Here is a 26,031-nt window from a genome sequence, read left to right on the forward strand (position 1 = left end):
TATGGTTGCGGTAAGAAGTGCACATCTGAATACGGCGGGTGAGTTCGCTCTCGATGAGTGGATCGCCGGCTTGGGGCTACCTAACCCGCAGTCATGTGAGCGATTGGCCGCAACCTGGCGTTATTGTGAGCAGCAGACCCAAAACCATCCTGACGCCTCGCTGCTGCTGTGGCGCGGCCTGGAGATGGTGGAAATTCTCTCGACGCTGAGCATGGACAACGACAGCATGCGCGCCGCGCTGCTGTTCCCGCTGGTGGACGCCGGCATCGTGCAGGAAGAGACCCTGACCGAAGCGTTCGGCAAGGGCATCGTCGCGCTGGTGCACGGCGTGCGTGATATGGACGCCATTCGCCAACTGAAAGCCACCCAAAACGACTCGATGGCCTCCGAACAGGTCGACAACGTGCGCCGCATGCTGTTGGCGATGGTGGAGGATTTCCGCTGCGTGGTCATCAAGCTGGCGGAGCGCATCGCCCACCTGCGTGAGGTGAAAGACGCGCCGGAAGACGAACGCGTGCTGGCGGCGAAAGAGTGTTCCAACATCTACGCCCCGCTGGCCAACCGGCTCGGCATCGGCCAGCTGAAGTGGGAGCTGGAGGATTTCTGCTTCCGCTACCTGCATCCGGAAGAATATAAGCGCATCGCCAAGCTGTTGCATGAGCGCCGCATCGATCGCGAACAGTTCATCGACGATTTCGTCGCCGGGCTGCGCGCCGAGATGGCCAACGAAGGCATTCGGGTGGAGATCTACGGCCGGCCGAAACACATCTACAGCATCTGGCGCAAGATGCAGAAAAAACACCTGGCGTTCGACGAACTGTTCGACGTGCGTGCGGTGCGCATCGTGGCGGAGCGCCTGCAGGATTGCTACGCGGCGTTGGGCATCGTGCATACCCACTTCCGCCATTTGCCGGATGAGTTCGACGACTACGTCGCTAACCCGAAACCGAACGGCTACCAGTCGATCCACACCGTGGTGCTGGGGCCGCGCGGCAAAACCGTAGAGATTCAGATCCGCACGCGCCAAATGCACGAAGACGCCGAACTGGGCGTGGCCGCGCACTGGAAGTACAAAGAGGGCGCAGGCGTGACCGTGCGCTCCGGCTACGAAGAACGCATCGCCTGGCTGCGCAAGCTGATCGCCTGGCAGGAAGAAATGGCGGACTCCGGCGAGATGCTCGACGAAGTGCGCAGCCAGGTGTTCGACGATCGGGTCTATGTATTTACCCCGAAAGGCGACGTGGTGGATCTGCCGGCCGGCTCCACGCCGCTCGATTTCGCCTACCACATTCACAGCGACGTCGGTCACCGCTGTATCGGCGCCAAGATCGGCGGCCGCATCGTGCCGTTTACCTATCAGCTGAAGATGGGCGATCAGATTGAGATCATCACCCAGAAACAGCCGAACCCGAGCCGCGACTGGCTGAACCCAAACCTGGGGTATGTCACCACCAGCCGCGGGCGCTCGAAGATCCACAACTGGTTCCGCAAGCAGGATCGCGACAAGAACATTCTCGCCGGCCGCCAGATGCTGGACAACGAACTGGAACACCTCGGCATCAGCCTGAAAGAGGCCGAAAAGCTGCTGATCCCGCGCTACAACATGAACTCGCTGGACGAGGTATTGGCGGCGATCGGCGGCGGGGACATTCGCCTGAACCAGATGGTGAATTACCTGCAGGGTAAGTTCAACAAGCCGAGCGCCGAAGAACAGGATCGCGAGGCGCTGCGCCAGCTGGTGCAGCAGAAAGCGCCGCCGCCGGCCCGCAACAAGGACAACGGCCGAGTGGTGGTGGAGGGCGTGGGCAACCTGATGCACCACATTGCCCGCTGTTGCCAGCCGATCCCTGGCGACGACATCGTCGGTTTTATCACCCAGGGGCGCGGTATCTCGATCCACCGTGCGGACTGCGATCAACTGGTCGATTTGCAATCGCACGCGCCGGAGCGCATCGTCGATGCGGTATGGGGTGAAAGCTACTCCAGCGGTTATTCGCTGGTGGTGCGCGTGATGGCCAACGATCGCAGCGGGTTGCTGCGCGACATTACCACCATTTTGGCCAACGAAAAGGTCAACGTGCTGGGGGTTGCCAGCCGCAGCGACACCAAGAAACAGTTGGCCACCATCGACATGGATATCGAAATCTACAACCAGCAGGTGCTGAGCCGGGTGCTGGCGAAGCTGAACCAGCTGCCGGACGTGATAGACGCCAAGCGTCTGCACGGCAACTAAGCTCACATCGCCTTTCGGGCCGTATGCGCCATCGATACGGCCCGAGAACCATGCATTCGGTGGGCGCTCCCATGCGCCCTCATTCTTTCTCAGAGATTTTTTATGACCCAATCCACTCCGCTGCAGCGCCTGCTGAACATCATGAAAACGCTGCGCGATCCCCAGGTCGGTTGCTCGTGGGATCGCAAGCAAACTTTCGCCACCATCGCGCCCTACACGCTGGAAGAGACTTACGAAGTGCTGGACGCCATCGAGCGGCAGGACTACGCCGATCTGCGCGACGAACTGGGCGATTTGCTGTTCCAGGTGGTGTTCTACGCCCAGATGGGGCAGGAACAGGGGCTGTTCGATTTCGATGAGGTGTGCACCGCCATCAGCGATAAGCTGGAGCGCCGTCACCCGCATATCTTCGGTGACGCCGAGGGTGGGGACAGCGAAGCCGTGGCCGCGCGCTGGGAGCAGCTCAAGGCCGGCGAGCGCGCCGAAAAAGCGCTGCACTCGGTGCTGGACGACATTCCGCAGGCGTTGCCGGCGCTGATGAAGGCGCACAAAATCCAAAAACGCTGCGCCTCGGTCGGTTTCGACTGGAACACCCTGGGGCCGGTGCTGGACAAAGTGTACGAAGAGATCGATGAAGTGATGCACGAAGCCCGCCAGGCGGTGGTCGATGAGAGCAAGCTGGAAGAGGAGATCGGCGATCTGCTGTTCGCCACGGTGAACCTGTCGCGCCATCTGGGGCACAAAGCGGAGAACGCGCTGCAGGCGGCGAACCGCAAGTTCGAGCGCCGCTTCCGCCAGGTGGAAGCGATCATCCAGCAACGCGGGCTGCGGCTTGAAGACGCCACGCTGGAGCAGATGGAAGACGCCTGGCAGCAGGTGAAGAAATCTGAAATCTGATGCGCTTCCGGCGTTCATGGCGCCGGGGTGAACATGAAGGACGTTCCACGCAGACAAGGGAAGGTGGCGTCATGATCAAGAGGCTAATGCTTTTAGCCTGTTTTTTCCCCGGTTTCAGCTCGGCGTCTCCTCCTGCTGATGTTGGGCGGCTGCGGTATGATGAGCGCAGGCTGCCATTAGTCGATGTGCAGATCGATAACCGGTTACACACGCTCATGCTGGATACCGGCAGCGCAGAAGGGATACACCTTTATCAACACGATCTGGAGCGTCTGGTCGCGCAACCGAGTCTGAAGGCGGTGCGGCTGGCGCCTCGGCGGCTGAGAGATCTCTCTGGCGGTGAAAATCAGGTGTCTGCCTGGCGGATTAGTCGGCTGTTTATTGGCAATATCCCGTTTAACGACGTCGAAGCGGTGAGTTTTAAGCCCTGGGGACTCAGCCTGGGAAACGAGGTGCCGGTAAGTGCAGTGATGGGGCTTGGGTTGTTCCGCGATCGAAAGGTGCTGATGGATTTCGAAAACGACCGCTTGCAAATGTTGACTCATCTGCCTTCAGACATTGCAATATGGGCTTCATATCCATTCGAACAGACCGATGAGGGGCTGAGCGTGACGGCCTTCGTTGGCAATAAACCGTTGCGCCTGATTGTTGATACCGGCGCCAGCCATTCTCTTTTGTTTGCCGCAGGCTTGCCGGCTGGCCTCTTGTTTTCCGGCTGTCGTTCCATTGAGCCTGAGGCCGAGAACCTGGATTGCCGAGTGACCAGATTCACCTTGACCGATCGCCGGGGCCGGCGTCACAACGATTTGGCCATCGTTACCGAAGGTCCAACGTCTGAGGCGCTGGGTTTTGATGGTCTGCTGGGAATGGGCTTTATGCGGGGTCATCGTGTGATTGTTGATATGCCTGAACGCATGCTCTACATCAGTCGTTAACCCGATGCGCTTCGATCCCAGGCTAATCGGGTTTAGGGAAGCTGAACTGCCGCTACAATGTTGATCGACGACAAGGTTCACTCAAGCTGAAACGGTTAAGCTTGCGGTTAGGTCACAGGCGCAGGGCTGCCGTCGGCAGCAAAAGGCCAACAAACTGAAATCTAAGGCGTTTTATCGCTCCTGAGGGGCGGTAAAAAGAAATTTTCTCCGCTAACTCTTTGTATTTCCTGGAGGGTTTTGGGCGCGCCGGCGGAGTAAACCCTGATGAACACGGGAGGGCGGCCGAGATGATGGACAGCAAAACGATCGTTTGTAGGTCAGGAGAGGTTCGGGTATACTACTTTCCCGTCCTGGTTCTTCCATCGTCTTTAAACCTAAACTCTCAGGTTCAGCATGACAACTAATTATATTTTTGTGACCGGCGGGGTCGTATCCTCTCTGGGTAAAGGCATTGCCGCAGCCTCTCTGGCGGCTATTCTTGAAGCCCGTGGCCTCAACGTTACCATCATGAAACTGGACCCGTACATCAACGTGGATCCGGGCACCATGAGCCCGATTCAGCATGGGGAAGTTTTCGTCACCGAAGACGGCGCAGAAACCGATCTGGATTTGGGTCACTACGAGCGCTTCATCCGCACCAAGATGTCGCGTCGCAACAACTTCACCACCGGCCGCATCTACTCCGACGTGCTGCGTAAAGAACGCCGCGGCGACTATCTGGGCGCGACCGTGCAGGTCATTCCGCACATCACCAACGCGATCAAAGAGCGCATCATCGAAGGCGGCGAAGGCCACGATGTGGTGCTGGTGGAAATCGGCGGCACCGTCGGCGATATCGAATCGCTGCCGTTCCTCGAAGCCATCCGTCAGATGGCGGTGGAAGTGGGCCGCGAGCACACGCTGTACATGCACCTGACGCTGGTGCCGTACATGGCGGCGGCGGGCGAAGTGAAAACCAAGCCGACCCAGCATTCCGTAAAAGAGCTGCTTTCCATCGGTATTCAGCCTGATGTGCTGATTTGCCGTTCCGATCGCGCGGTTCCTGCTAACGAACGCGCTAAAATCGCGCTTTTCTGCAACGTGCCGGAAAAAGCGGTTATCTCTCTGAAAGACGTTGATTCTATTTATAAAATCCCAGGCCTATTGAAATCTCAGGGGCTGGACGATTATATTTGTAAACGATTCAGCCTGAACGCGCCGGAAGCCAACCTGGCCGAATGGGAACAGGTGATTTACGAAGAAGCCAATCCGGGCGGCGAAGTGACCATCGGTATGGTCGGCAAATACGTTGAGCTGCCGGACGCTTACAAGTCGGTGATCGAAGCGCTGAAGCACGGCGGGCTGAAAAACCGTCTGACCGTGAACATCAAGCTGATCGACTCGCAGGACGTGGAAACCCGCGGCGTGGAAGTGCTGAAAGGGCTGGATGCGATCCTGATCCCGGGTGGCTTCGGTTACCGCGGCGTGGAAGGCAAAGTGATGACCGCGCGCTATGCCCGCGAGAACAACATTCCTTACCTGGGCATTTGCCTGGGCATGCAGGTGGCGTTGATGGAGTTCGCTCGCAACGTGGCCGGCATGGAGAACGCCAACTCCACCGAGTTTATGCCAGACTGTAAGTACCCGGTGGTGGCGTTGATCACCGAATGGCGCGATGAAGACGGCAACGTCGAAGTGCGCAGCGAAGAAAGCGATTTGGGCGGCACGATGCGCGTAGGTGGCCAACAGTGCAACCTGAGCGACAACAGCCTGGTGCGCCAGCTGTACGGCGAACCGACCATTGTCGAGCGTCACCGTCACCGTTACGAAGTTAACAACATGCTGTTGAAGCAGATCGAAGCCGCAGGGCTGCGTGTCGCCGGTCGTTCCGCCGACAACAAGCTGGTCGAGATCATTGAACTGCCGAATCACCCGTGGTTTGTAGCCTGCCAGTTCCACCCGGAATTTACGTCTACGCCGCGTGATGGGCATCCGCTGTTCGCCGGCTTCGTGAAAGCCGCTGGCGAGCATCAGAAGCGCCAGGTGAAATAACATATTTGGTAGGCGGCGCGCGGTGAGAACCGCGCGCTGTTTGTCTGGAGTTTTAGTTTAACTTGTACTGAGGAAAACCTAATGTCCAAAATCGTTAAAGTCATCGGTCGTGAAATCATCGACTCCCGCGGTAACCCGACTGTTGAAGCCGAAGTTCATCTGGAAGGCGGTTTCGTCGGCCTGGCTGCTGCGCCGTCAGGTGCTTCTACCGGTTCCCGCGAAGCGCTGGAACTGCGTGACGGTGACAAGTCTCGTTTCCTGGGTAAAGGCGTACTGAAAGCCGTTGCTGCAGTAAACGGTCCGATTGCTCAGGCAGTACTGGGTAAAGATGCCAAAGACCAGGCGAACATCGACAAGATCATGATCGAGCTGGACGGCACCGAGAACAAATCCAACTTCGGCGCCAACGCCATTCTGGCGGTTTCCCTGGCAGCAGCGAAAGCGGCCGCAGCCTCTAAAGGCATGCCGCTGTACGAGCACATCGCTGAACTGAACGGCACCCCAGGCAAATTCTCCATGCCACTGCCGATGATGAACATCATCAACGGCGGCGAGCACGCTGACAACAACGTCGACATTCAGGAATTCATGATTCAGCCGGTTGGCGCGAAGACCCTGAAAGAAGCGGTGCGCATCGGTTCTGAAGTGTTCCACCACCTGGCGAAAGTTCTGAAAGCCAAAGGCATGAACACCGCCGTGGGCGACGAAGGCGGCTATGCGCCAAACCTGGGTTCCAACGCCGAAGCGCTGGCGGTTATCGCTGAAGCGGTAAAAGCGGCGGGCTACGAGCTGGGCAAAGACGTCACTCTGGCGATGGACTGCGCGGCTTCCGAATTCTACAAAGACGGTAAATACGTGCTGGCCGGCGAAGGTAACAAAGCCTTCACTTCCGAAGAGTTCACTCACTTCCTGGAAGAGCTGACCAAACAGTACCCAATCGTGTCTATCGAAGACGGCCTGGATGAATCCGACTGGGCGGGCTTCGCTTACCAGACCAAAGTACTGGGCGACAAAATCCAGCTGGTGGGCGACGATCTGTTCGTAACCAACACCAAGATCCTGAAAGAAGGCATCGAGAAAGGCATCGCTAACTCCATCCTGATCAAGTTCAACCAGATCGGTTCTCTGACCGAAACCCTGGCAGCTATCAAGATGGCGAAAGACGCTGGTTACACCGCGGTGATCTCTCACCGTTCCGGTGAAACCGAAGACGCGACCATCGCTGACCTGGCGGTAGGGACTGCGGCTGGTCAGATCAAAACCGGTTCCATGAGCCGTTCTGACCGCGTTGCCAAGTACAACCAACTGATCCGTATCGAAGAAGCGCTGGGTGACCGTGCGCCGTTCAACGGCCTGAAAGAAGTTAAAGGCCAGTAAGTTCGACCGATTCGGTTGCTAAATAAAAACCCGCTGCGGCGGGTTTTTTTATGTTTTAAATTCGTGATGATTGTCAGTTTAATAATAAGTTTTTCATTGAAAGCGTGGTTTTGTTTAACCCGATAATTTCATTAAAGATAGTAAACGCGATTATTTTATATTCCAATTCTATTTGCTTTATAACTATTAGTTACTAGACTGCCAATAAGGCAGTTTATTTTCGCCGTTCTGCCGTGGACCTTCATCATCACCATACCTTAATACTGCCGGCTTGCTGGCCGGTTGAGCGAGGGCTTGATGCGACAACGAATCATCATTGTCGGCGGTGGAACCGGCGGCACCATCCTGGCCAATTTATTGGCCGCAAAATTACACCGGGAAATTATTAATAATAAAGTCGAGTTATTAATGATATCGGATTCACCGCTGCATTATTACAAACCGGCGTTTATGTATGTGGCATTCAATTCTTTTTTCAAGCAAGAGCTCACGCGCTCACAGCGGAGTTTATTGCGGCCAGAAATACAGTTTATTATTGATAAAGCGGAATCTTTCGATTTAAAACAGCGAAGTATAGCGACGCAAAGCGGTAAATTTTATTCCTATGATTTTCTGGTTTTCGCCACCGGCTGCGTACCCTGGCCAGAGCGCATCGAAGGATTGGCGCAGGCGGGCGATCATTTTTACCAGTATCAGGCCGCCAGGCGGTTAGCGCATAAATTGGCGACGATCGAGAAAGGCCGCATTTTCATCACCGTGTCCTTCCCTGAAACGCCCAACGTGCCCCACCAGTGCGGCATCGCCCCGATCGAAACCACCCTGATGCTGGATGACTACCTGCGGCGGCGCGGCGTGCGCAAGGCGGTAGAGATTGTGTACACCTATCCGACCATTTCTCAACTCTTGCGTAACTGCCTGTTTTTACAGCGCCCGACAGGCGAAGCGCTGCCCGCCATTTTTGCCGCACGTGACATTCTCCACCAGCGTGGGTTTACCCTCAGCCGGGTAGACGCCCAACGTAACATCGCCTATTCCGCTGAGGGGGAAGAGCAGCCGTTCGACATTCTGATGGCAACGCCGCCGATTCGCGCAGTCGAGGCGGTGCGCAATACCGGGTTGAGCGAGAGTCAAAACGGTGAAGGCTGGCTGCCGACCGATCATCAAACGCTGCAGGTCTACGGCCAACAGGGCGTGTATGTCATAGGCGATACCGTGGATTTGCCGGTCAGCAAGGCCGGCGGCTCTTGCCATAATCAGGCGCCGGTCATTGCCGACAACATCGTGGCGGAAATGCGGCTGGGCCAAACCGTGAGCCATTATGACGGCAAGGTGCAGGCGGTCGCGCAAATGGGGCTGAATGCCGGCATGCCGCTGGTGTACGACTACCGTCACGACGTGCTGCCGACGCCCGCCACCAAGGTGGGCGGCATGCTGCGCAATGGGTTTAACCGCGGCCTTTACTGGGCCACGGTAAGGGGGATGCTATGACGGGAAGCACGGTGCATGCGGCTGACCTGCAATCATTGGCGGCGTTGCTCGAGAAACTGCAGCCGCTACTGGCGGGTGGCCGGTTGGATAACGTGGTCGATCTGTTGTCGCTGCTGTCGGACGTGGTGGATATTGCCGACAACGCGCTGGTGGAGAAACTGGCCGGCGTCTTTGAAGGTTTGGTGACCCTCGGCTGGGAAGGCGGAACGGCGCTGCAGATGGCGCACAGCGAGCTGCAGTTGAATCCTCCACCGGCCAGTTTTCGCGCGCTGTACGCCTTGCTGAAGCAGCCGGATACCCTGCTGGGGTTAACGCTGCTGCTGCGTACTTTACAAATCATCGGCCAGCGCACGCGAGACAGCGCGTTGCCGTCAGCCCTGTCAGATGAATCGTCGAATTAAGCTTCACCCACTCAGGTAAGGAGTTGTGTTATGTCCGCTACAACAGTTGGCCACGACTTTGCCACCCGGGCTATTCATTACGGCTACGATCCTCAGCGGTATCAGGGGGCACTGTCTCCGCCGGTGTTTATGAGCTCTACGTTTGCTTTTCCCACGGCGGAATACGGCGGCGCCTGCTTTGCCGGCACCGAGCCGGGGTACTTTTATTCGCGTATCGCCAACCCGACGTTAAACCTGCTCGAGCAACGCATCGCCAACCTGGAGGAAGGGGAAGCTGCGGTGGCGTTCGCTTCCGGTATGGGGGCGATCACCGCGTGTTGTTGGACGCTGCTCAGACCGGGTGATGAGCTGATTGTCGACGAAACCGTCTATGGTTGCACCTTCAGCTACTTTCATCATGGTCTGGCGCGCTTTGGCGTCAAGATAACCCACGTTGATCTGACCCGGCCGGAGCGGTTGGCGGCGGCCATTGGACCGCGTACCCGCCTGGTGTATTGCGAAACGCCGGCCAATCCCAATATGCGTTTGATCGATATCGCCGCCGTGGCGGAGATTGCCCATCGGCATCAGGCGCTGTTGCTGGTGGACAACACCTACTGTACGCCCTATCTGCAGCGGCCTTTGGCGCTAGGCGCCGATATCGTGGTGCACTCGGCGACCAAGTACCTCGGCGGGCACGGCGATCTCCTGGCCGGGATCGCGGTGACGCGTCAGGCGTTGGCCGAGGCGATCCGTCTGGAGGGGCTAAAGGACATGAATGGGGCGGTACTGTCGGCGCAGGATGCCGCGCTGGTGCTGCGTGGGATGAAAACTTTGCCGCTGCGCATGGATCGTCATTGCGATAATGCGCAGCGCCTGGCGGAGATGCTGACGGAGCATCCGGCGGTCGAGCGGGTATATTACCCCGGCCTGGCGAACTTCCCTCAGCATGCGTTGGCGCAGCGGCAAATGGCGCGCCCCGGCGGCATGCTGGCGTTTGAGCTGCGGGGTGGCCTGTGTGCAGGCATTCGCTTCCTCAATGCGCTGCAGCTCATCTTGCGCGCGGTCAGCCTGGGCGATTGCGAAAGCCTGGCGCAACACCCGGCCAGCATGACGCACTCGGCCTACACGCCTGAAGAGCGGAAACGGCACCACATCAGCGAGGGGCTGGTGCGGCTGTCCGCCGGGCTGGAGGCGTTTGACGATCTGCAGGCGGATATCCTGCAGGCGCTGGCGCAGGCGCAATAAAAAAACCCGCCGCAGCGGGTTTTAGCCGAAGCGAGCGTTACATCTGTTGCGTCGCTGTGGTCACCGGCGAACCGCCGCCTTTTTTGCGCACCCACAGCCAGTAAGCCGCGGTGAGGAACGCGATCCACACCAGCCCGACATACAGGGCGATGCGGCTCTCTTCGAAGTAGCCGAGCAGGCCGATGACGAACGCCATAAAGGCGGTCGCCAATGCCGGCGCCACCGGCCACCACGGCACCGGGAAACTCAACTGACGGGTTTCCTCCGGCGACAGCGTGCGGCGCATGACGATCTGCGACAGCAGGATCATCAGCCACACCCAGACGGTGGCGAAGGTAGCGATTGAGGCGATGATCATGAAGACCTTCTCCGGGATCAGGTAGTTGAGCACCACCGCCAGCAGCAGGGCGACCGACATCACCAGCACCGTCATCCACGGCACGCCGCTGGCGGTCAGCTTGGTGAAGCTGCGCGGCGCTTGGCCGTCCTGCGCCATGCCGTACATCATGCGGCCGGCGCCGAAGATGTCGCTGTTGATGGCCGAAATGGCCGCGGTGATCACCACCACGTTCAGCACGTTGGCGGCGGAGCTGATGCCGAGGTTGCTGAAGATCTCAACGAACGGGCTGCCGTTCTGGCCGATGCTGTTCCACGGATAGATCGCCATCAGCACCGTCAGCGTCAGCACATAAAACAGCAGGATGCGCACCGGCACGGCGTTGATCGCCTTCGGCAGCACTTTGGCGGGGTCTTTCGCCTCGCTGGCGGTGATGCCGATGATCTCGATGCCGCCGAAGGCGAACATCACCACCGCTAATGACGCGACCACGCCGCCGATGCCGTTAGGCATAAAGCCGCCGTGCTGCCACAGGTTGCTGATGCCGGTGGCGTGCTGGGCTTGCCCGAAACCGAACAGCATTACCGCCGCGCCGCCGACGATCATCGCCACGATGGCGGCGACCTTGACCAGCGACAGCCAGAACTCCAGCTCGCCGAAAACCTTGACGCTGCACAGGTTGAGCGCGCCGATAAACAGGATGATGCTGAGCACCCAGACCCACTGGGCGACGTCCGGGAACCACAGCCCCATATAGATGCCGAAGGCAGTGACGTCCGCCAGGGCGACGATCACCATTTCAAAGGTGTAGGTCCAGCCGGTGAGGAACCCGGCCAGCGGGCCGAGATAGTGGCTGGCGTAGTGGCCGAACGAGCCGGAAACCGGCTGGTGCACCGCCATTTCGCCCAGCGCGCGCATCACCATGAATACCGCCGCGCCGCCCACCAGGTAGGCCAGTAGCACCGCCGGGCCGGCCAGCTGGATGGCGCCGGCGGAGCCGTAGAACAGGCCGGTGCCGATCGCCGAGCCGAGAGCCATGAAACGGATATGCCGCGCGTTTAGTCCGCGTCTGAGTTGTGTCGTTTCGTTACGCATGTTGCTTCCCGTTAAGTGTTTGCCGAACAGGCACGCGCTGCCCGCGCCGGGTGGAACGCACCCGGCGGGGCAGAACAAACTGCGTGATTCAGTATGTGATGATTATGCCTGGCTAGGCAGCAGCGCCGCAGGCAGCAGCGATGTCAGGTGACCGGCCGCCAAGAGTTGGCTGGCGGCTTCAATGTCGGGGGCGAAGAAACGATCCTTGTCGTAGAAACTGACATGCTCGCGCAGCAGACGGCGCGCCTGCTCCAGACCTTCCGAGGTCTTCAGGCCGTTGCGGAAATCCAGGCCCTGGCAGGCGGCCAGCCACTCGACCGCCAGAATGCCGCGCACGTTGTCCGCCATGTTCCACAGGCGGCGGCCGGCGGCCGGCGCCATGGAAACGTGGTCCTCCTGGTTGGCGGAGGTCGGAATGCTGTCGACGCTTGATGGATGCGCCAGCGCTTTGTTTTCGCTGGCCAGCGCTGCGGCGGTGACCTGAGCGATCATGAAGCCGGAGTTCACACCGCCGTTCTCCACCAGGAACGGCGGCAGCTGCGACATGTGTTTGTCCATCATCAGCGAGATGCGGCGCTCGGACAGCGAACCGATTTCGGCGAATGCCAGCGCCAGGTTATCGGCGGCCATCGCCACCGGTTCGGCGTGGAAGTTGCCGCCGGACAGCACGTCGCCCTGTTCGGCGAACACCAACGGGTTATCGGAGACGGCGTTGGCTTCGATCTCCAACACCTCGGCGGCCTGACGGATCTGCGTCAGGCAGGCGCCCATGACCTGCGGCTGGCAGCGCAGGGAGTAAGGATCCTGCACTTTTTCACAGTTGCGGTGCGAGTCGGAGACTTCGCTGCGCGCGCCGAGCAGGTGGCGGTAGGCGAGGGCGGCGTCGATCTGGCCGCGCTGGCCGCGCACCTCGTGGATACGCGCATCGAACGGGCTGCGGGAGCCCAGCGCGGCTTCCACCGTCAGGCTGCCCGCCACGGTCGCGGCCGCGAACAGATCTTCGGCATCGAACAGGCCGCGCAGCGCGAAGGCGGCGGAGACCTGAGTGCCGTTCAGCAATGCCAGGCCCTCTTTCGCCGCCAGCGTCAGCGGTTTCAGGCCGGCTTTGGCCAGCGCTTCGGTCGCCGGCAGCCATTGGCCCTGATGGCGTGCCTTACCTTCGCCCAGCAGCACCAGGCTCATGTGTGCCAGCGGCGCCAGGTCGCCGGAGGCGCCGACGGAGCCTTTCAGCGGAATATGCGGATAGACTTCGGCGTTGACCAGCGCGATCAGCGCCTGGATAACTTCCAGGCGAATGCCGGAGAAGCCGCGCGACAGGCTGTTGATCTTCAGCACCATGATCAGGCGCACCAGATTGTCGTCGGTCGGCTCGCCCACGCCGGCGGCGTGTGACAGCACGATCGAGCGCTGCAGATTTTCCAAATCGTCGCGGGCGATGCGCGTCGAAGCCAGCAGGCCAAACCCGGTGTTGATGCCGTATGTGGTGCGGTTTTCTTCAACGATGCGCTCCACGCAGGCCACGCTCTGTTGGATAGGGCCGTAGGCGTTGTCGTCCAGCGTCAGCGTCACCGGATGTTGATAGACGTCGCGTAGCTGAGCCAGCGTCAGTTTGCCCGGGCGAATAGTCAGCGCTTTCATGCTTTTTCTCCTTGGGTCGCGGCAACCATCGGCAGGTTCAGGCCTTGCTCGCGGGCGCAGTCGATAGCGATATCGTAGCCGGCGTCGGCGTGACGCATGACCCCGGTAGCCGGGTCATTGTGCAGCACGCGGGCGATGCGCTCGGCGGCCTCATCGGTGCCGTCGCAGACGATCACCATGCCGGAGTGTTGGGAGAAGCCCATGCCGACGCCGCCGCCGTGGTGCAGGGAAACCCAGGTGGCGCCGCTGGCGGTGTTCAGCAGGGCGTTCAGCAGCGGCCAGTCGGAGACCGCATCTGAGCCGTCTTTCATCGCTTCGGTTTCACGGTTCGGGCTGGAAACGGAGCCGGAATCCAGGTGGTCGCGGCCGATGACGATCGGGGCGGACAGTTCGCCGCGGCGAACCATCTCGTTGAACGCCAGGCCCAGCTTGGCGCGCTGGCCGAGGCCAACCCAGCAGATGCGCGCCGGCAGGCCCTGGAAGCTGATGCGCTCGCGCGCCATGTCCAGCCAGCGGTGCAGGTGTTCGTCATCCGGGATCAGCTCTTTCACCATGGCGTCGGTTTTGTAGATGTCCTGCGGATCGCCGGACAGCGCCGCCCAGCGGAACGGCCCGATGCCGCGGCAGAACAGCGGACGGATGTAGGCCGGCACGAAGCCTGGGAAGTCGAAGGCGTTGTCGACGCCGGTTTCTTTCGCCATCTGGCGAATGTTGTTGCCGTAGTCGAAGGTCGGCACGCCCATCTGCTGGAACGCCAGCATGGCTTTGACGTGATCGGCCATCGACTGCTTGGCGGCGGCGACCACCTTGGCTGGCTCGGTCTGGGCGCGCTGGCGATACTCTTCCCAGCTCCAGCCCTTCGGCAGGTAGCCGTTCAGCGGATCGTGGGCGCTGGTCTGGTCGGTGACCATGTCCGGGCGCACGCCGCGGCGCACCAGCTCAGGCAGGATTTCCGCCGCGTTGCCGCACAGGGCGATGGAGATGGCTTTGCCTTCGGCGGTGTATTTTTTGATGCGGGCCAGCGCGTCGTCCAGATCTTTGGCCTGCTCATCGACGTAGCGGGTTTTCAGACGGAAATCGATGCGGCTCTGCTGACATTCGATGTTCAGCGAGCAGGCGCCCGCCAGCGTGGCGGCCAGTGGCTGCGCGCCACCCATGCCGCCCAGACCGGCGGTCAGCACCCAGCGCCCCTGCAGGCTGCCGTCGTAGTGCTGGCGGCCCGCTTCGACGAAGGTCTCATAGGTGCCCTGAACGATGCCCTGGCTGCCGATGTAGATCCAGCTGCCGGCGGTCATCTGGCCGTACATGGCCAGGCCTTTGGCGTCCAGTTCGTTGAAGTGTTCCCAGGTCGCCCAGTGCGGCACCAGGTTGGAGTTGGCGATCAGCACGCGCGGCGCGTTGCTGTGGGTTTTGAATACGCCGACCGGCTTGCCGGACTGCACCAGCAGGGTTTCGTCTTCTTCCAGCGTTTTCAGGGTTTCGACGATCTTGTCGTAACAATCCCAGTCGCGCGCGGCGCGGCCGATGCCGCCGTACACCACCAGCTCATGTGGGTTCTCCGCAACTTCAGGATCGAGGTTGTTCATCAGCATGCGTAACGGCGCTTCGGTCAGCCAGCTTTTTGCGTTTAATTGTGTGCCGCGTGGCGCGCGTACATCGACATTGCGAACTTTGTTATTTGTAGTCACAGCAGTTTCCTCAAACAGTATCGGTGCAGATTCCATGCCGCGGTGGGGATGAGTACCACGGCATAACAATGCGTAGGGCTTATTAACATATACTTGTATGTACAAGCATATGCAACACTGACCAGTTGCCGCTGAAAAGTGGCATAAGAAAAAGTTATTTTCTTTTTATATCAGGTTGATATGCGATTTTTTGTTGCCGGTTTCATGTGCGAAAAGCCGGAGAAAAGTGAGCTGTTCGGCAAAAATGAATTAAAGTTGACTCATTTTTGGGCGGCTAGTCACAATATTTTTACAGACTGATTACAGTTGGCGGCGGAGGATAAACAAGCCCTATCACCGCGGCAAGAAAGCCCGCCGTGGACGGGCTTGCCAGGCTCAGGCGGCCGGTTGCAGCATCGGCTTGCGGCTCATCTTGCACACCGTGGCGATGGCGGCGATCAGCGCCGGTACGCACAGGAACATCAGGATGCTCTGCACTTCCCACTGCATCGCCAGCAGTTGGGCGCCCATCATGGTGCCGGCGACGCCGCCGAAGCGGCCGATGCCCTGCATCCAGGCGATGCCGGTGGCGCGGCTGTGGGTCGGGTAGAAGGTGGCCGCCAGCGTTTGCAGCCCGGACTGCGCGCCGTTCATGGTGACGCCCATCAGGAAGATGAAGGCGCCCAGCAGCACGATCTGCTTGTCTTCGGTGGCCATCGCCACGATCAGCAGGGCGGTGACGACAAAGCCGCTCGAGACCACTTTGTGCGCATTCCAGCGGTCCATCAGCCAGCCGGCCACCAGGATGCCCAGCGTGCCGCCGAAGGTGAACAGCGAGGTGAGCATCGCCGACTGTTCCAGCTGATAGCCCAAGCCCTGCATCAGGATCGGCATCCAGCTCAGCAACACGTAGTAGATCACCAGCCCCATGAAGTAGGTCACCCACAGCATCAGCGTGCCGAGCAGGTAAGGGCGGCTGAACAGCAGCCCGACGCTGGTCTTGGCCTGCGTCAGCTTCTCTTCATACAGGTAGAAACGCGTCACGCCGTCGAGGCTCTGGCTGACGAAGCGTTGCGCGATGCGTTTGATCTTCGCCGCATCCTGCCCGCGGTTGACCATATATTTGACCGATTCCGGCAGCAGCAGGATCAGCAACACCGTCAACGCCAGCGGCGCAATGGCGCCGAGCAACAGCACGCTGTGCCAGCCGTAGCTCGGGATCAGCCACGATGAAATGGCGCCGCCGCCGGCCGCGCCCAGCGGAAAGCCGCAATACATGGTATTGATCGCCAGCGAACGGCAGCGCTGCGGCGCGTATTCGGAGATCAGCGTGATAGCGTTGGGCATCGCCGCTCCCAGCCCGAGGCCGGTGAGGAAACGCCACAGCGTCAGGCTATTGAGCGAGCCGGCGTAGGCGGTGGCCAGGCTTGACAGGCCGAAGAACAGGCAGGAAAACACCAGCACGCGCTTGCGGCCGATGCGGTCGGAGATTGGCCCGGCGATCAGCGCGCCGAGCGACAGCCCCAGCAGCGCGGCGCTCAGCACCGGCCCCAGATCCTGTTTGACGATGCCCCAGTCTTTGGCGACCGAGGGGGCGATATAGCCCATGGCGGCGGTATCGAAACCGTCGATGGCGAGGATCAGGAATCCGAGAATGATCAGTGTCCAGTGAAACAGCGAAAACTTGCTGTCGTCGATGGCCTGTTGAATGTTTAACTCGCTGGTGGAATGAGTCATGGCACCCTCTAAACGCAGATGTAGTCGTGATGAATAGTACGTGGCCGAAACTGATGCTCGGCTTGTGTTTGCTTGTATATACATCTGCGCGTCGGCGCTTTATGTCAAATATAATTATCTTATTTGTTAACTGCGTGTTGTTTTCTGTGGAGCAGGTTGCACCGCGGATGAAAGGCCTAAGACCGGTTAACAAATTAAATGAACGCCATTGGCGGTGAGATATGCTGGCGGCGGCGCGGAGGAAAAAATTTAATACAATTTTGGCCGTTTGGTCGCCGAGCCGGAATCTGCGATAATCGTTTTTTACTTTTCCAGATTGAGAAACCGATGCAGTACCCGATCAACGAGATGTTCCAAACCTTGCAAGGCGAAGGCTTTTTCACCGGCGTGCCGGCCATTTTCATCCGCCTGCAGGGCTGCCCGGTAGGGTGCAGCTGGTGCGACACCAAACATACCTGGGAAAAGGAAGCCCATCGGGAAGTAGACCTGCAACGGATCCTGGTCAAAACAGAAGAGAGCGACGCCTGGGGCAATGCCAGCGCCGAGCAGCTGCTGGCGGTGATGCGTCAGCAAGGCTACACCGCGCGTCATGTGGTGATCACCGGCGGCGAACCCTGCATCTACGATCTGGTGCCGCTGACCGAGCTGTTCGAACAGCACGGCTACCGTTGCCAGATTGAGACCAGCGGCACCCACGAAATTCGCTGTTCCGCCAACACCTGGGTGACGGTTTCGCCCAAGGTGAATATGCGCGGCGGCATGAAGGTGTTGGATCAGGCGCTGCGGCGCGCCGACGAGGTGAAGCATCCGGTGGCGCGCGAGCGCGACATCGAGGCACTGGATGCGCTGCTGGCGACGTTGCAGGATGACAAGGCGCGCATTATCGCACTGCAGCCGATCAGCCAGAAAGAAGAGGCGACCCGTCTGTGTATTGAAACCTGTATCGCGCGCAATTGGCGGCTGTCGATGCAGACCCACAAGTATCTGAACATCGCCTAAAATCAGGGCGCCATTGCGGCGCCCTTTCTTTTAACCTTTATATACGCATCCCGCCGTACAGGTCTCTTTCACCATCACCGCCGTCAATTCCGGCAGCTGGGGCTTGAGCTGCTGCCAAATCCAGGCGGCGAGCACTTCGCTGGTGGGATTTTCCAATCCTGGAATATCGTTCAGATAATGGTGATCCAGCCGTTCCCAGATCGGGGAAAACACAGCCTTGAGCTCGGCGAAATCCATCACCCAACCGGTGTGGGGATCCACTTCACCGGTCACTTCCAGACGCACCATAAACGAATGCCCATGCAGACGGCCGCATTTATGGCCCTCCGGCACGTGCGGCAAGCGGTGTGCGGCTTCAAACTGAAAATCTTTAAACAGCGTGGTTGCCATTATTACGGCCTCATTGACTCAAAAACCGCCGCATAGTACCGGAAAGCGCGTCTGCTTGCCATTTATACCGTTATGGTCTACCGCCACGGTCAACGCGCCCGTTTAACACTTTTTTTGTTTGGTGTTTGCGGAACCTATCGGCTGGGGTTATGAGCCGAAATGTTGAACGGTGAAAAAACGATGAAAAAAAGCGCTTTAATTTCATCTGGATAAAAAACTTTGTTTAACGGTTTAAGCGTTATCCCTTACCAGAAAAACAGCTTAGTCATTTTGGTTATGATTTATTGCTATCCCTTATTTAATCGTTGCTATTCTGCTCGGTAACCTTACAAACTCTCCTGATCTTTTCCGCACACCCGACGCAGAGAAGAGACAGCGACTGACACTGGCGCGCGCCTGGCAGGAAAGGCGCTAAGTATAGGAAATAAGTACAGCAATGACGACTCAGGCTCCTCCAACATCTTTGCTCCCGCTGACGCCCGAACAGTTGGCGCGCCTACAGGCGACAATCGGCGACTATTCGCCGACGCAGCTGGCGTGGCTGTCCGGTTATTTTTGGGGCATGGTCAATCAACAGCCCGGAGCCGTGGCCATTGCGCCTGTTGCCCCTGCGGCTGCCGCCGGCATCACCATCATTTCCGCTTCGCAGACCGGCAATGCGCGCCGCCTGGCGGAGCAGCTGCGCGACGATCTGCTGGCCGCCAATCTGAGCGCCACGCTGATCAGCGCCGGCGACTACAAGTTCAAGCAGATAGCTCAAGAGCGCCTGTTGGTGATCGTCGCCTCCACGCAAGGAGAAGGCGAGCCGGCGGAAGAAGCGGTGGCGCTGCATAAATTCCTGTTCTCGAAAAAGGCGCCGAAGCTGAATGATACCGCTTTTGCGGTGTTCGGGCTGGGCGACACCTCTTATGAGAATTTCTGCCAGTCTGGCAAGGATTTCGACGGCAAGCTGGCCGAGCTGGGCGCCGAGCGCCTGGTGGAGCGCGTGGACGCCGACGTGGAGTACCAGGAACTGGCCGCCGCCTGGCGCAAACAGGTGGTGTCGGTGCTGAAGGCGCGCGCGCCGGCGGAAAGCGCCGCGCCGGGCGTGCTGGCCAGCGGCGCGGTCGATCTGATCGACAGCAGCCCGTACAGCAAGGAACAGCCGCTCACCGCCCAACTGGCGGTCAAGCAGAAAATTACCGGCCGCGCGTCGGATAAAGACGTGCGCCATATCGAGATCGATCTGGGCGACTCCGGCCTGCGCTATCAGCCGGGCGATGCGCTCGGCGTATGGTTCGACAACGATCCGGCGCTGGTGGACGAACTGGTGCAGCTGTTGTGGCTGAAAGGCGACGAGCCGGTCGAGGTGGAAGGGCAAACCCTGCCGCTGGCGCAAGCGCTGCGCAGCCATTTCGAGCTGACGCAGAACACCACGCCGATCGTCGATAAATACGCCGCCCTGTCGCGCGATGAAACGCTGATCGGCCTGCTGGCGGATAAAGCCGCGCTGCAGCAGTACGCGCACAACACGCCGATCGTCGACATGGTGCGCCAGGCGCCGGCGGATCTGAGCGCCGAACAGCTGGTCGGCCTGCTGCGCCCGCTGACGCCGCGCCTGTACTCCATCGCCTCTTCGCAGGCGGAGAACGAAAGCGAAGTGCACATCACCGTGGGCGTGGTGCGTTACGACATCGACGGGCGCGCCCGCAGCGGCGGCGCCTCCGGCTTCCTGGCGGATCGCCTGGAGGAAGACGGCGACGTGCGGGTGTTTATCGAACACAACGATAACTTCCGCCTGCCGGCCAACCCGGAAACGCCGGTGATCATGATCGGCCCGGGCACCGGCATCGCGCCGTTCCGCGCCTTTATGCAGCAGCGCGACGCCGACGGTGCCGGCGGCAAAAACTGGCTGTTCTTCGGCAACCCGCACTTTACCGAAGATTTCCTGTATCAGGTCGAATGGCAGCGCTATGTGAAAGACGGCCTGCTGACCCGCATCGATCTGGCCTGGTCCCGTGACCAGCAACATAAAATATATGTACAAGACAAACTGCGCGAACAGGGCGCGGAAGTGTGGCGCTGGATTCAGGAAGGCGCGCACATTTACGTCTGCGGTGATGCCAATCGCATGGCGAAAGACGTGGAAAACACATTACTGGAACTGGTGGCCGAGCACGGTGGCATGGATACCGAGCAGGCGGATGAATTTTTAAGTGAGCTGCGCCTTGAGCGCCGTTATCAGCGAGATGTTTACTGATGAGTGATAAACACCCCGGGCCTTTGGTAGTCGAAGGCAAACTGGCCGATGCGGAGCGCATGAAGAAGGAAAGCAACTTCTTGCGTGGCACCATCGCCGAAGATTTGAACGACGGCCTGACCGGCGGCTTCAACGGCGACAACTTCCTGCTGATCCGTTTTCACGGCATGTACCAGCAGGATGACCGCGACATTCGCGCCGAACGCGCCGAGCAGAAGCTGGAGCCGCGCCACGCCATGATGCTGCGCTGTCGCCTGCCGGGTGGCATCATCAGCCCGCAGCAGTGGCTGGGCATCGACAAGTTCGCGCAGGAGAGCACGCTGTACGGCAGCATTCGCATCACCAACCGCCAAACGTTCCAGTTTCACGGCATTCTGAAAGGCAACGTCAAACCGGTGCACCAGCTGCTGAACCGCTTGGGGCTGGACGCGCTGGCGACCGCCAACGACGTGAACCGCAACGTGCTGTGCACCTCCAATCCGGTGGAGTCCGAGCTGCATCAGGAAGCCTACGAGTGGGCGAAGAAGATCTCCGAACACCTGCTGCCGCGCACCCGCGCCTACGCAGAGGTGTGGCTGGATCAGGAGAAGGTGGCCACCACCGACGAAGAGCCGATTCTGGGGCCGACCTACCTGCCGCGCAAATTTAAAACCACGGTGGTGATCCCGCCGCAGAACGACGTCGATCTGCACGCCAACGACATGAACTTTGTGGCGATCGCCGAAAACGGCAAGCTGGTGGGCTTCAACCTGCTGGTGGGCGGCGGGCTGTCCATTGAGCACGGCAACAAGAAAACCTACGCGCGCCAGGCCAGCGAGTTCGGCTACATTCCGCTCGAGCATACGCTGGCGGTGGCGGAAGCGGTGGTGACCACGCAGCGCGACTGGGGCAACCGTACCGACCGCAAGAACGCCAAAACCAAATACACGCTGGAGCGCGTTGGGGTGGACGTTTTCCGCGCCGAAGTGGAAAAGCGCGCCGGCATCACCTTCGCGCCGATCCGGCCGTATGAATTCACCGGCCGCGGCGATCGCATCGGTTGGGTGAAGGGTATAGACGATCAGTGGCACCTGACGCTGTTTATCGAGAACGGCCGCCTGCTGGACTATCCGGGGCGCCCGCTGAAGACCGGCATGGCGGAGATCGCCAAGCTCCATAAAGGCGACTTCCGTCTGACGGCGAACCAAAACGTGATCATCGCCGGCGTGCCGGAAAGCGAGAAGGCGAAGATCGAAGCCTTGGCGCGCGATCATGGCCTGATCGACGACCAGATCAGCGAGCAACGGAAGAACTCGATGGCCTGCGTATCGTTCCCGACCTGCCCGCTGGCGATGGCGGAGGCCGAGCGCTTCCTGCCGCAGTTTGTCACCAAGGTGGAAGGGATTATGCATCGGCATGGGGTGGGCGACGAGCATATCGTGCTGCGCATCACCGGCTGCCCGAACGGCTGTGGCCGCGCGCTGCTGGCGGAGCTGGGGCTGGTGGGCAAGGCGGTCGGCCGCTATAACCTGCATTTGGGCGGCAACCGCGAAGGCACGCGCATTCCGCGCATGTACCGCGAGAACATCAACGAAGATGAGATCCTGAGCGAGATCGATCTGCTGGTGGGACGCTGGGCGAAGGAGCGCAACGCCGGCGAAGGTTTCGGTGACTTCACCGTGCGCGCGGGCGTCGTCAAACCGGTGCTGGATCCGGCGCGAGATTTCTGGGAGTGAGGCCGGGCGGCCCCTGGGCAGAGGGGCCGCACAGATAATTTCAAGTATCAGGAGAGACAACATGGCTGAATTCGATCTGGCGGCGCTGAACGCGTTGCCCAAATCCGGGCAGGCGCTGGCATTGGCGGTGGTCAACGGCCAACTGGAGACCCTCAGCGCCGAACAGCGCGTCGCATGGGCGCTGGAGCATCTGCCCGGCGAGTTCGTACTCTCGTCCAGTTTCGGCATTCAGGCGGCGGTATGCCTGCACCTGGTGACGCGCATCCGGCCGGATATCCCGGTGATCCTGACCGACACCGGTTATCTGTTCCCGGAAACCTATCGCTTTATCGATCAACTGACCGACCAGCTGAAGCTGAATCTGCAGGTGTTCCGCGCGGAGCAGTCTCCCGCCTGGCAAGAGGCGCGCTATGGCAAGCTGTGGGAGCAGGGCGTGGAAGGGATTGAAAAATACAACCAGATCAACAAGGTCGAGCCGATGAACCGCGCGCTGGAGACGCTGGGCGCGCAGAGCTGGTTCGCCGGCCTGCGGCGCGAGCAGTCCGGCAGCCGCGCCAATCTGCCGGTACTGGCGGTGCAGCGTGGGGTGTTCAAGATCCTGCCGATCATCGACTGGGACAACCGCAAGATTTACCAGTATCTGACCGAACACGGGCTGAGTTATCACCCGCTGTGGGAGCAGGGCTACCTGTCGGTAGGCGATACACACACCACCCAGAAGTGGGAGCCGGGCATGAGCGAGGAAGAGACGCGTTTCTTCGGCCTGAAGCGCGAGTGTGGCCTGCACGAAGGCTAAACGGCGTGATTGACATGACAGGGCTCAGCAATGCTGGGCCCTGTTTTTTTGCGGGCTACTTTTTCTTCTGTGCTTTCGGCGGGTGCGCCTGCGCCAGCTCTTTGATCAGCGGCAGCAGGATCTGCACGCTGTCGCGGCTGCGTTTGTCGATCCGCCCCGGCAGGTAGCGATCCAGATATTGCAGATTGTCATACTGCGGACGATGCCAGGTGATGCCCTGCGGGAAGTGCGGGCTGACGGCGCGCTGCTGGTAGCCATCTTTGTCGCCCAGCGACCAGTTGGTGGCCTCCACTGACAATACCGGGATGCCTGCGGCGTCGAACACCTCTTGATCGGAACAGCAGCCGGTGCCTTGCGGATGCTGCGCGTTGCCTGGGTTGGTGGCGGCGGCGATGCCGTAGCGGTGGGCGATATCCAGCGCGCGATCGCGGGAACGCTTCGCCATTTGCGGCGGCGTGTTGCGCCCGGCGTTGAAATACAGACGATCGCCGGTGATCAGGCTGTCGAGGTTGATCACCAGCACGGTGTTGCTTTTCTCTTCCGCGCTCATGCGTTGCAGGTAGTTCTGCGCCCCCAGTGAACCGATCTCTTCGGCGCTGGTGGCGACGAAGCGCAGGCCGTAGGCGGTGGGGATGTTCTTCAGGCGTTCCGCCAGTTCCAGCATCACACCGATGCCGGAGGCGTTGTCGTCGACGCCCTGCAGCGTCAAGCCGCCGAGGTTGTTATCCAGATCCTCGTCGCTCTGCGGCGTATAGGTGTCGAAGTGGGCGACGACCACGATCTGTTTTGGGCTGTCGCCGTTGCGGGCGGCGATCACCGAGCTGGCGGTGACGTTGTTCCAGTTCTTCTTGCCGTCTTTGCTGGTGTAGAGATAGCGCGTATTGACGCTGCGAATGTCGCTTTGGTAACCCATCTTGCTGAATTGCTGCTTCAGATAGTCGGCGGTGAGCAATTCAGCCGGGCTGCCCGCCATGCGGCCGGGGAAGTAAGTGGCGATGTGGCGGGTCTGTTCGGCGGCGAAACGGCCCATTGGCGCGTCTTTTACGGGCTGTGCGGCACAAACGCTGAAGACGCCGCCGAGTGCGAGGGCCAGCAGGCTGGTCTTCAGGTAAAAACGGGAAAACATACCGAAAAATCCTTCTTTGCTATCGGCGCTGCCGATCATTTTTCTTCGGCACCCAGTATGAGACGCCGGGCGGCATTACACAATTTCCCTGTCTCTTAATTTTCGCGCGAACGCGCAAACCGCCGCCGTGAGTATTACCGTTTGCCTCCTGCGTTGCGGCCTATATTCCATAAAGGAACTAATCATTCCTTTTCGTCATTTCAGAGGCTAAATCTCAGCCCGTATAGTCACACTATCTTTCTGTTATATGAAAAGGCTGTTGTGGACTATCTACCAATATTCGCCGACCTGAAACAACGCCCGGTGCTGGTCGTTGGCGGTGGTGACGTGGCGGCGCGCAAAGTCTCCTTGCTTCAGCGCGCCGGGGCTGAAATACGGATAGTTGCGCAGTCGCTCTCACCGGAACTGGAACAACAACGTCAGCAAGGGCGGGTGCTCTGGCTGGGGAAAACCTTTGATCCGCAGCAGTTGGACGACGTGTTTCTGGCGATCGCCGCCACGGACGACAACGCGCTGAACGCCGCGGTGTTCGCCGAGGCGGATAAACGCCGGGTGCTGGCCAACGTGGTGGACGATCAGCCGCGCTGCTCGTTCATCTTCCCGTCGATCATCGATCGCTCGCCGCTGGTGGTGGCGGTGTCGTCCAGCGGCCAGGCGCCGGTGCTGGCGCGACTGCTGCGCGAAAAGCTGGAGGCGTTATTGCCCGCCAGTTTGGGGCAGATGGCGCAGGTCGCGGGCCGCTGGCGCGGCCAGGTCAAACAGCGGTTGGCTTCGATCGGCGAACGTCGCCGTTTCTGGGAGAAAACCTTCGGCGGCCGTTTCGCCACGCTGGTGGCCAACGGCCAGACGGCGCAGGCGGAACGCCAGCTGGAGCAGGATTTACACCGCTTCGCCGCAGGCGATGAAGGCGCACAGGGCGAGATCGCCCTGGTGGGCGCCGGGCCGGGCGACGTGGGGCTGTTGACCCTGCGCGGGCTGCAGGTGATGCAGCAGGCGGACGTGGTGCTGTATGACCATTTGGTCAGCGGTGAGATCCTCGATCTGGTGCGCCGCGACGCCGAACGCATCTGCGTGGGCAAGCGCGCCGGCGCGCACTCGGTGATCCAGGAAGAGACCAACCGGCTGCTGGTGGAGCTGGCGCAGCAGGGCAAACGCGTGGTGCGCCTCAAGGGCGGCGATCCGTTCATCTTCGGCCGCGGCGGCGAAGAGCTGCAGGTGGCCGCCGCCGCCGGCATTCCGTTCCAGGTGGTGCCGGGCGTCACGGCCGCCGCGGGGGCGACCGCCTACGCCGGCATTCCGCTGACGCATCGCGATCACGCGCAGAGCGTGACCTTTATCACCGGCCACTGCCGCCCGGACGGCGATGGCCTGGACTGGGCCGATCTGGCCCGGACGCGGCAAACGCTGGCTATCTACATGGGCACCATGAAGGCGGCGGACATCAGCCAACGCCTGATCGCCCACGGCCGCGACGCTGCGACGCCGGTGGCGGTGATCAGCCGCGGCACGCGCGCCGATCAGCAGGTGCAGATCGGCACGCTGGATCAATTGGAACACCTGGCCCAACAGGCGCCGTTGCCGGCGCTGTTGGTGATCGGCGAGGTGGTGGAACTGCACCATCAAATCGCCTGGTTCGGGCATCAATCGCAGACGGAAGGGGCCGTGCGCCCGGCCGTCGTGAATTTGGCATAGGCAAGGCTTTT

General features: G+C 60.2%; 19 protein-coding genes. 13 read left to right on the forward strand and 6 right to left on the reverse strand.

The features are described 5' to 3' along the window. The first annotated feature begins 1 nt into the window (after position 1). The 8 genes from relA (at position 2) to ACJ8OK_RS11995 (ending at position 10,589) form a co-directional block, all read left to right on the forward strand. Positions 2-2,233: a GTP diphosphokinase gene (gene relA, locus ACJ8OK_RS11960; protein ID WP_004932686.1), complete on the forward strand. Its 2,232-nt coding sequence runs from the start codon at positions 2-4 to the stop codon at positions 2,231-2,233. A gap of 102 nt (positions 2,234-2,335) precedes the next feature. Next, entirely contained in the window at positions 2,336-3,130 is a 795-nt protein-coding gene (mazG, locus tag ACJ8OK_RS11965; protein ID WP_442530602.1) for a nucleoside triphosphate pyrophosphohydrolase, read from the forward strand. A 71-nt stretch (positions 3,131-3,201) separates the two neighbouring features. Then, positions 3,202-4,065 carry a hypothetical protein gene (locus ACJ8OK_RS11970; protein WP_442530603.1) on the forward strand — a complete coding sequence of 288 codons (864 nt, stop codon included), beginning with the start codon at positions 3,202-3,204 and terminating at the stop codon, positions 4,063-4,065. Positions 4,066-4,458: 393 nt separating this feature from the next. Continuing rightward, the gene (gene pyrG / locus ACJ8OK_RS11975) at positions 4,459-6,096 is read left to right on the forward strand and encodes a glutamine hydrolyzing CTP synthase (RefSeq protein ID WP_004932674.1); all 1,638 of its coding nucleotides are present in this window, start codon (positions 4,459-4,461) and stop codon (positions 6,094-6,096) included. A gap of 81 nt (positions 6,097-6,177) precedes the next feature. After that, on the forward strand, positions 6,178-7,473 hold the full coding sequence (gene eno, locus ACJ8OK_RS11980) for a phosphopyruvate hydratase (protein ID WP_004932670.1): 1,296 nt from the start codon (positions 6,178-6,180) through the stop codon (positions 7,471-7,473). Between the two features lie 297 nt (positions 7,474-7,770). Continuing rightward, positions 7,771-8,961: an NAD(P)/FAD-dependent oxidoreductase gene (locus tag ACJ8OK_RS11985; RefSeq protein WP_135637784.1), complete on the forward strand. Its 1,191-nt coding sequence runs from the start codon at positions 7,771-7,773 to the stop codon at positions 8,959-8,961. Further along, positions 8,958-9,362, forward strand: coding sequence for a hypothetical protein (locus ACJ8OK_RS11990; protein ID WP_080347712.1), 405 nt, complete (start codon positions 8,958-8,960; stop codon positions 9,360-9,362). Before ACJ8OK_RS11985 ends, ACJ8OK_RS11990 begins: the two co-directional genes overlap by 4 nt. Before the next feature lie 30 nt (positions 9,363-9,392). Beyond that, positions 9,393-10,589, forward strand: a complete 1,197-nt coding sequence (locus ACJ8OK_RS11995) for a methionine gamma-lyase (RefSeq protein ID WP_135637785.1) — start codon at positions 9,393-9,395, stop codon at positions 10,587-10,589. 37 nt (positions 10,590-10,626) lie between these two features. Here the strand turns inward: ACJ8OK_RS11995 and ACJ8OK_RS12000 are convergent, their stop codons facing one another. The 4 genes from ACJ8OK_RS12000 to ACJ8OK_RS12015 form a co-directional block, all read right to left on the reverse strand. Beyond that, a complete protein-coding gene (locus ACJ8OK_RS12000) occupies positions 10,627-12,021 on the reverse strand; it encodes an amino acid permease (RefSeq protein ID WP_015376675.1) in 1,395 nt (464 codons plus the stop codon). A 102-nt stretch (positions 12,022-12,123) separates the two neighbouring features. Then, complete coding sequence (gene hutH, locus ACJ8OK_RS12005; RefSeq protein ID WP_015376676.1) at positions 12,124-13,659, reverse strand: histidine ammonia-lyase; 1,536 nt, start codon at positions 13,657-13,659, stop codon at positions 12,124-12,126. Then, positions 13,656-15,347, reverse strand: coding sequence for a urocanate hydratase (hutU, locus tag ACJ8OK_RS12010; RefSeq protein WP_015376677.1), 1,692 nt, complete (start codon positions 15,345-15,347; stop codon positions 13,656-13,658). The genes hutH and hutU overlap by 4 nt, the downstream gene beginning before the upstream one ends. 375 nt (positions 15,348-15,722) lie before the next feature. Beyond that, entirely contained in the window at positions 15,723-17,063 is a 1,341-nt protein-coding gene (locus tag ACJ8OK_RS12015; protein WP_015376678.1) for an MFS transporter, read from the reverse strand. A gap of 327 nt (positions 17,064-17,390) precedes the next feature. Between ACJ8OK_RS12015 and queE the strand changes: the two genes are divergently transcribed. Next, on the forward strand, positions 17,391-18,062 hold the full coding sequence (gene queE, locus ACJ8OK_RS12020) for a 7-carboxy-7-deazaguanine synthase QueE (protein ID WP_033631806.1): 672 nt from the start codon (positions 17,391-17,393) through the stop codon (positions 18,060-18,062). Positions 18,063-18,092: 30 nt separating this feature from the next. Here the strand turns inward: queE and queD are convergent, their stop codons facing one another. Beyond that, complete coding sequence (gene queD / locus ACJ8OK_RS12025) at positions 18,093-18,452, reverse strand: 6-carboxytetrahydropterin synthase QueD (RefSeq protein ID WP_004932638.1); 360 nt, start codon at positions 18,450-18,452, stop codon at positions 18,093-18,095. Positions 18,453-18,888: 436 nt separating this feature from the next. Between queD and cysJ the strand changes: the two genes are divergently transcribed. From cysJ to ACJ8OK_RS12040, 3 genes are all read left to right on the forward strand, one after another. Further along, positions 18,889-20,691, forward strand: coding sequence for an NADPH-dependent assimilatory sulfite reductase flavoprotein subunit (gene cysJ / locus ACJ8OK_RS12030; protein ID WP_015376679.1), 1,803 nt, complete (start codon positions 18,889-18,891; stop codon positions 20,689-20,691). Then, positions 20,691-22,406: an assimilatory sulfite reductase (NADPH) hemoprotein subunit gene (cysI, locus tag ACJ8OK_RS12035; RefSeq protein ID WP_033631807.1), complete on the forward strand. Its 1,716-nt coding sequence runs from the start codon at positions 20,691-20,693 to the stop codon at positions 22,404-22,406. Before cysJ ends, cysI begins: the two co-directional genes overlap by 1 nt. Positions 22,407-22,467: 61 nt before the next feature. Then, positions 22,468-23,202: a phosphoadenylyl-sulfate reductase gene (locus ACJ8OK_RS12040; RefSeq protein ID WP_016929052.1), complete on the forward strand. Its 735-nt coding sequence runs from the start codon at positions 22,468-22,470 to the stop codon at positions 23,200-23,202. A gap of 55 nt (positions 23,203-23,257) precedes the next feature. Here the strand turns inward: ACJ8OK_RS12040 and ACJ8OK_RS12045 are convergent, their stop codons facing one another. Further along, positions 23,258-24,328 carry an aminopeptidase gene (locus ACJ8OK_RS12045; protein WP_033633554.1) on the reverse strand — a complete coding sequence of 357 codons (1,071 nt, stop codon included), beginning with the start codon at positions 24,326-24,328 and terminating at the stop codon, positions 23,258-23,260. A 261-nt stretch (positions 24,329-24,589) separates the two neighbouring features. Between ACJ8OK_RS12045 and cysG the strand changes: the two genes are divergently transcribed. Continuing rightward, positions 24,590-26,020, forward strand: a complete 1,431-nt coding sequence (cysG, locus tag ACJ8OK_RS12050) for a siroheme synthase CysG (protein ID WP_442530604.1) — start codon at positions 24,590-24,592, stop codon at positions 26,018-26,020. Positions 26,021-26,031 lie beyond the last annotated feature (11 nt).

This window comes from Serratia sp. CY71090, assembly GCF_052166845.1.
Classification (GTDB): domain Bacteria; phylum Pseudomonadota; class Gammaproteobacteria; order Enterobacterales; family Enterobacteriaceae; genus Serratia; species Serratia nematodiphila.

What these genes read in the sequence shown, in the direction of transcription:
- relA (WP_004932686.1), top strand. Translation starts at nt 2, where the DNA reads ATGGTTGCGGTAAGAAGTGCACATCTGAATACGGCGGGTGAGTTCGCT.
- mazG (WP_442530602.1), top strand. Translation starts at nt 2,336, where the DNA reads ATGACCCAATCCACTCCGCTGCAGCGCCTGCTGAACATCATGAAAACG.
- ACJ8OK_RS11970 (WP_442530603.1), top strand. Translation starts at nt 3,202, where the DNA reads ATGATCAAGAGGCTAATGCTTTTAGCCTGTTTTTTCCCCGGTTTCAGC.
- pyrG (WP_004932674.1), top strand. Translation starts at nt 4,459, where the DNA reads ATGACAACTAATTATATTTTTGTGACCGGCGGGGTCGTATCCTCTCTG.
- eno (WP_004932670.1), top strand. Translation starts at nt 6,178, where the DNA reads ATGTCCAAAATCGTTAAAGTCATCGGTCGTGAAATCATCGACTCCCGC.
- ACJ8OK_RS11985 (WP_135637784.1), top strand. Translation starts at nt 7,771, where the DNA reads ATGCGACAACGAATCATCATTGTCGGCGGTGGAACCGGCGGCACCATC.
- ACJ8OK_RS11990 (WP_080347712.1), top strand. Translation starts at nt 8,958, where the DNA reads ATGACGGGAAGCACGGTGCATGCGGCTGACCTGCAATCATTGGCGGCG.
- ACJ8OK_RS11995 (WP_135637785.1), top strand. Translation starts at nt 9,393, where the DNA reads ATGTCCGCTACAACAGTTGGCCACGACTTTGCCACCCGGGCTATTCAT.
- ACJ8OK_RS12000 (WP_015376675.1), bottom strand. Translation starts at nt 12,021, where the DNA reads ATGCGTAACGAAACGACACAACTCAGACGCGGACTAAACGCGCGGCAT.
- hutH (WP_015376676.1), bottom strand. Translation starts at nt 13,659, where the DNA reads ATGAAAGCGCTGACTATTCGCCCGGGCAAACTGACGCTGGCTCAGCTA.
- ACJ8OK_RS12015 (WP_015376678.1), bottom strand. Translation starts at nt 17,063, where the DNA reads ATGACTCATTCCACCAGCGAGTTAAACATTCAACAGGCCATCGACGAC.
- queE (WP_033631806.1), top strand. Translation starts at nt 17,391, where the DNA reads ATGCAGTACCCGATCAACGAGATGTTCCAAACCTTGCAAGGCGAAGGC.
- queD (WP_004932638.1), bottom strand. Translation starts at nt 18,452, where the DNA reads ATGGCAACCACGCTGTTTAAAGATTTTCAGTTTGAAGCCGCACACCGC.
- cysJ (WP_015376679.1), top strand. Translation starts at nt 18,889, where the DNA reads ATGACGACTCAGGCTCCTCCAACATCTTTGCTCCCGCTGACGCCCGAA.
- cysI (WP_033631807.1), top strand. Translation starts at nt 20,691, where the DNA reads ATGAGTGATAAACACCCCGGGCCTTTGGTAGTCGAAGGCAAACTGGCC.
- ACJ8OK_RS12040 (WP_016929052.1), top strand. Translation starts at nt 22,468, where the DNA reads ATGGCTGAATTCGATCTGGCGGCGCTGAACGCGTTGCCCAAATCCGGG.
- ACJ8OK_RS12045 (WP_033633554.1), bottom strand. Translation starts at nt 24,328, where the DNA reads ATGTTTTCCCGTTTTTACCTGAAGACCAGCCTGCTGGCCCTCGCACTC.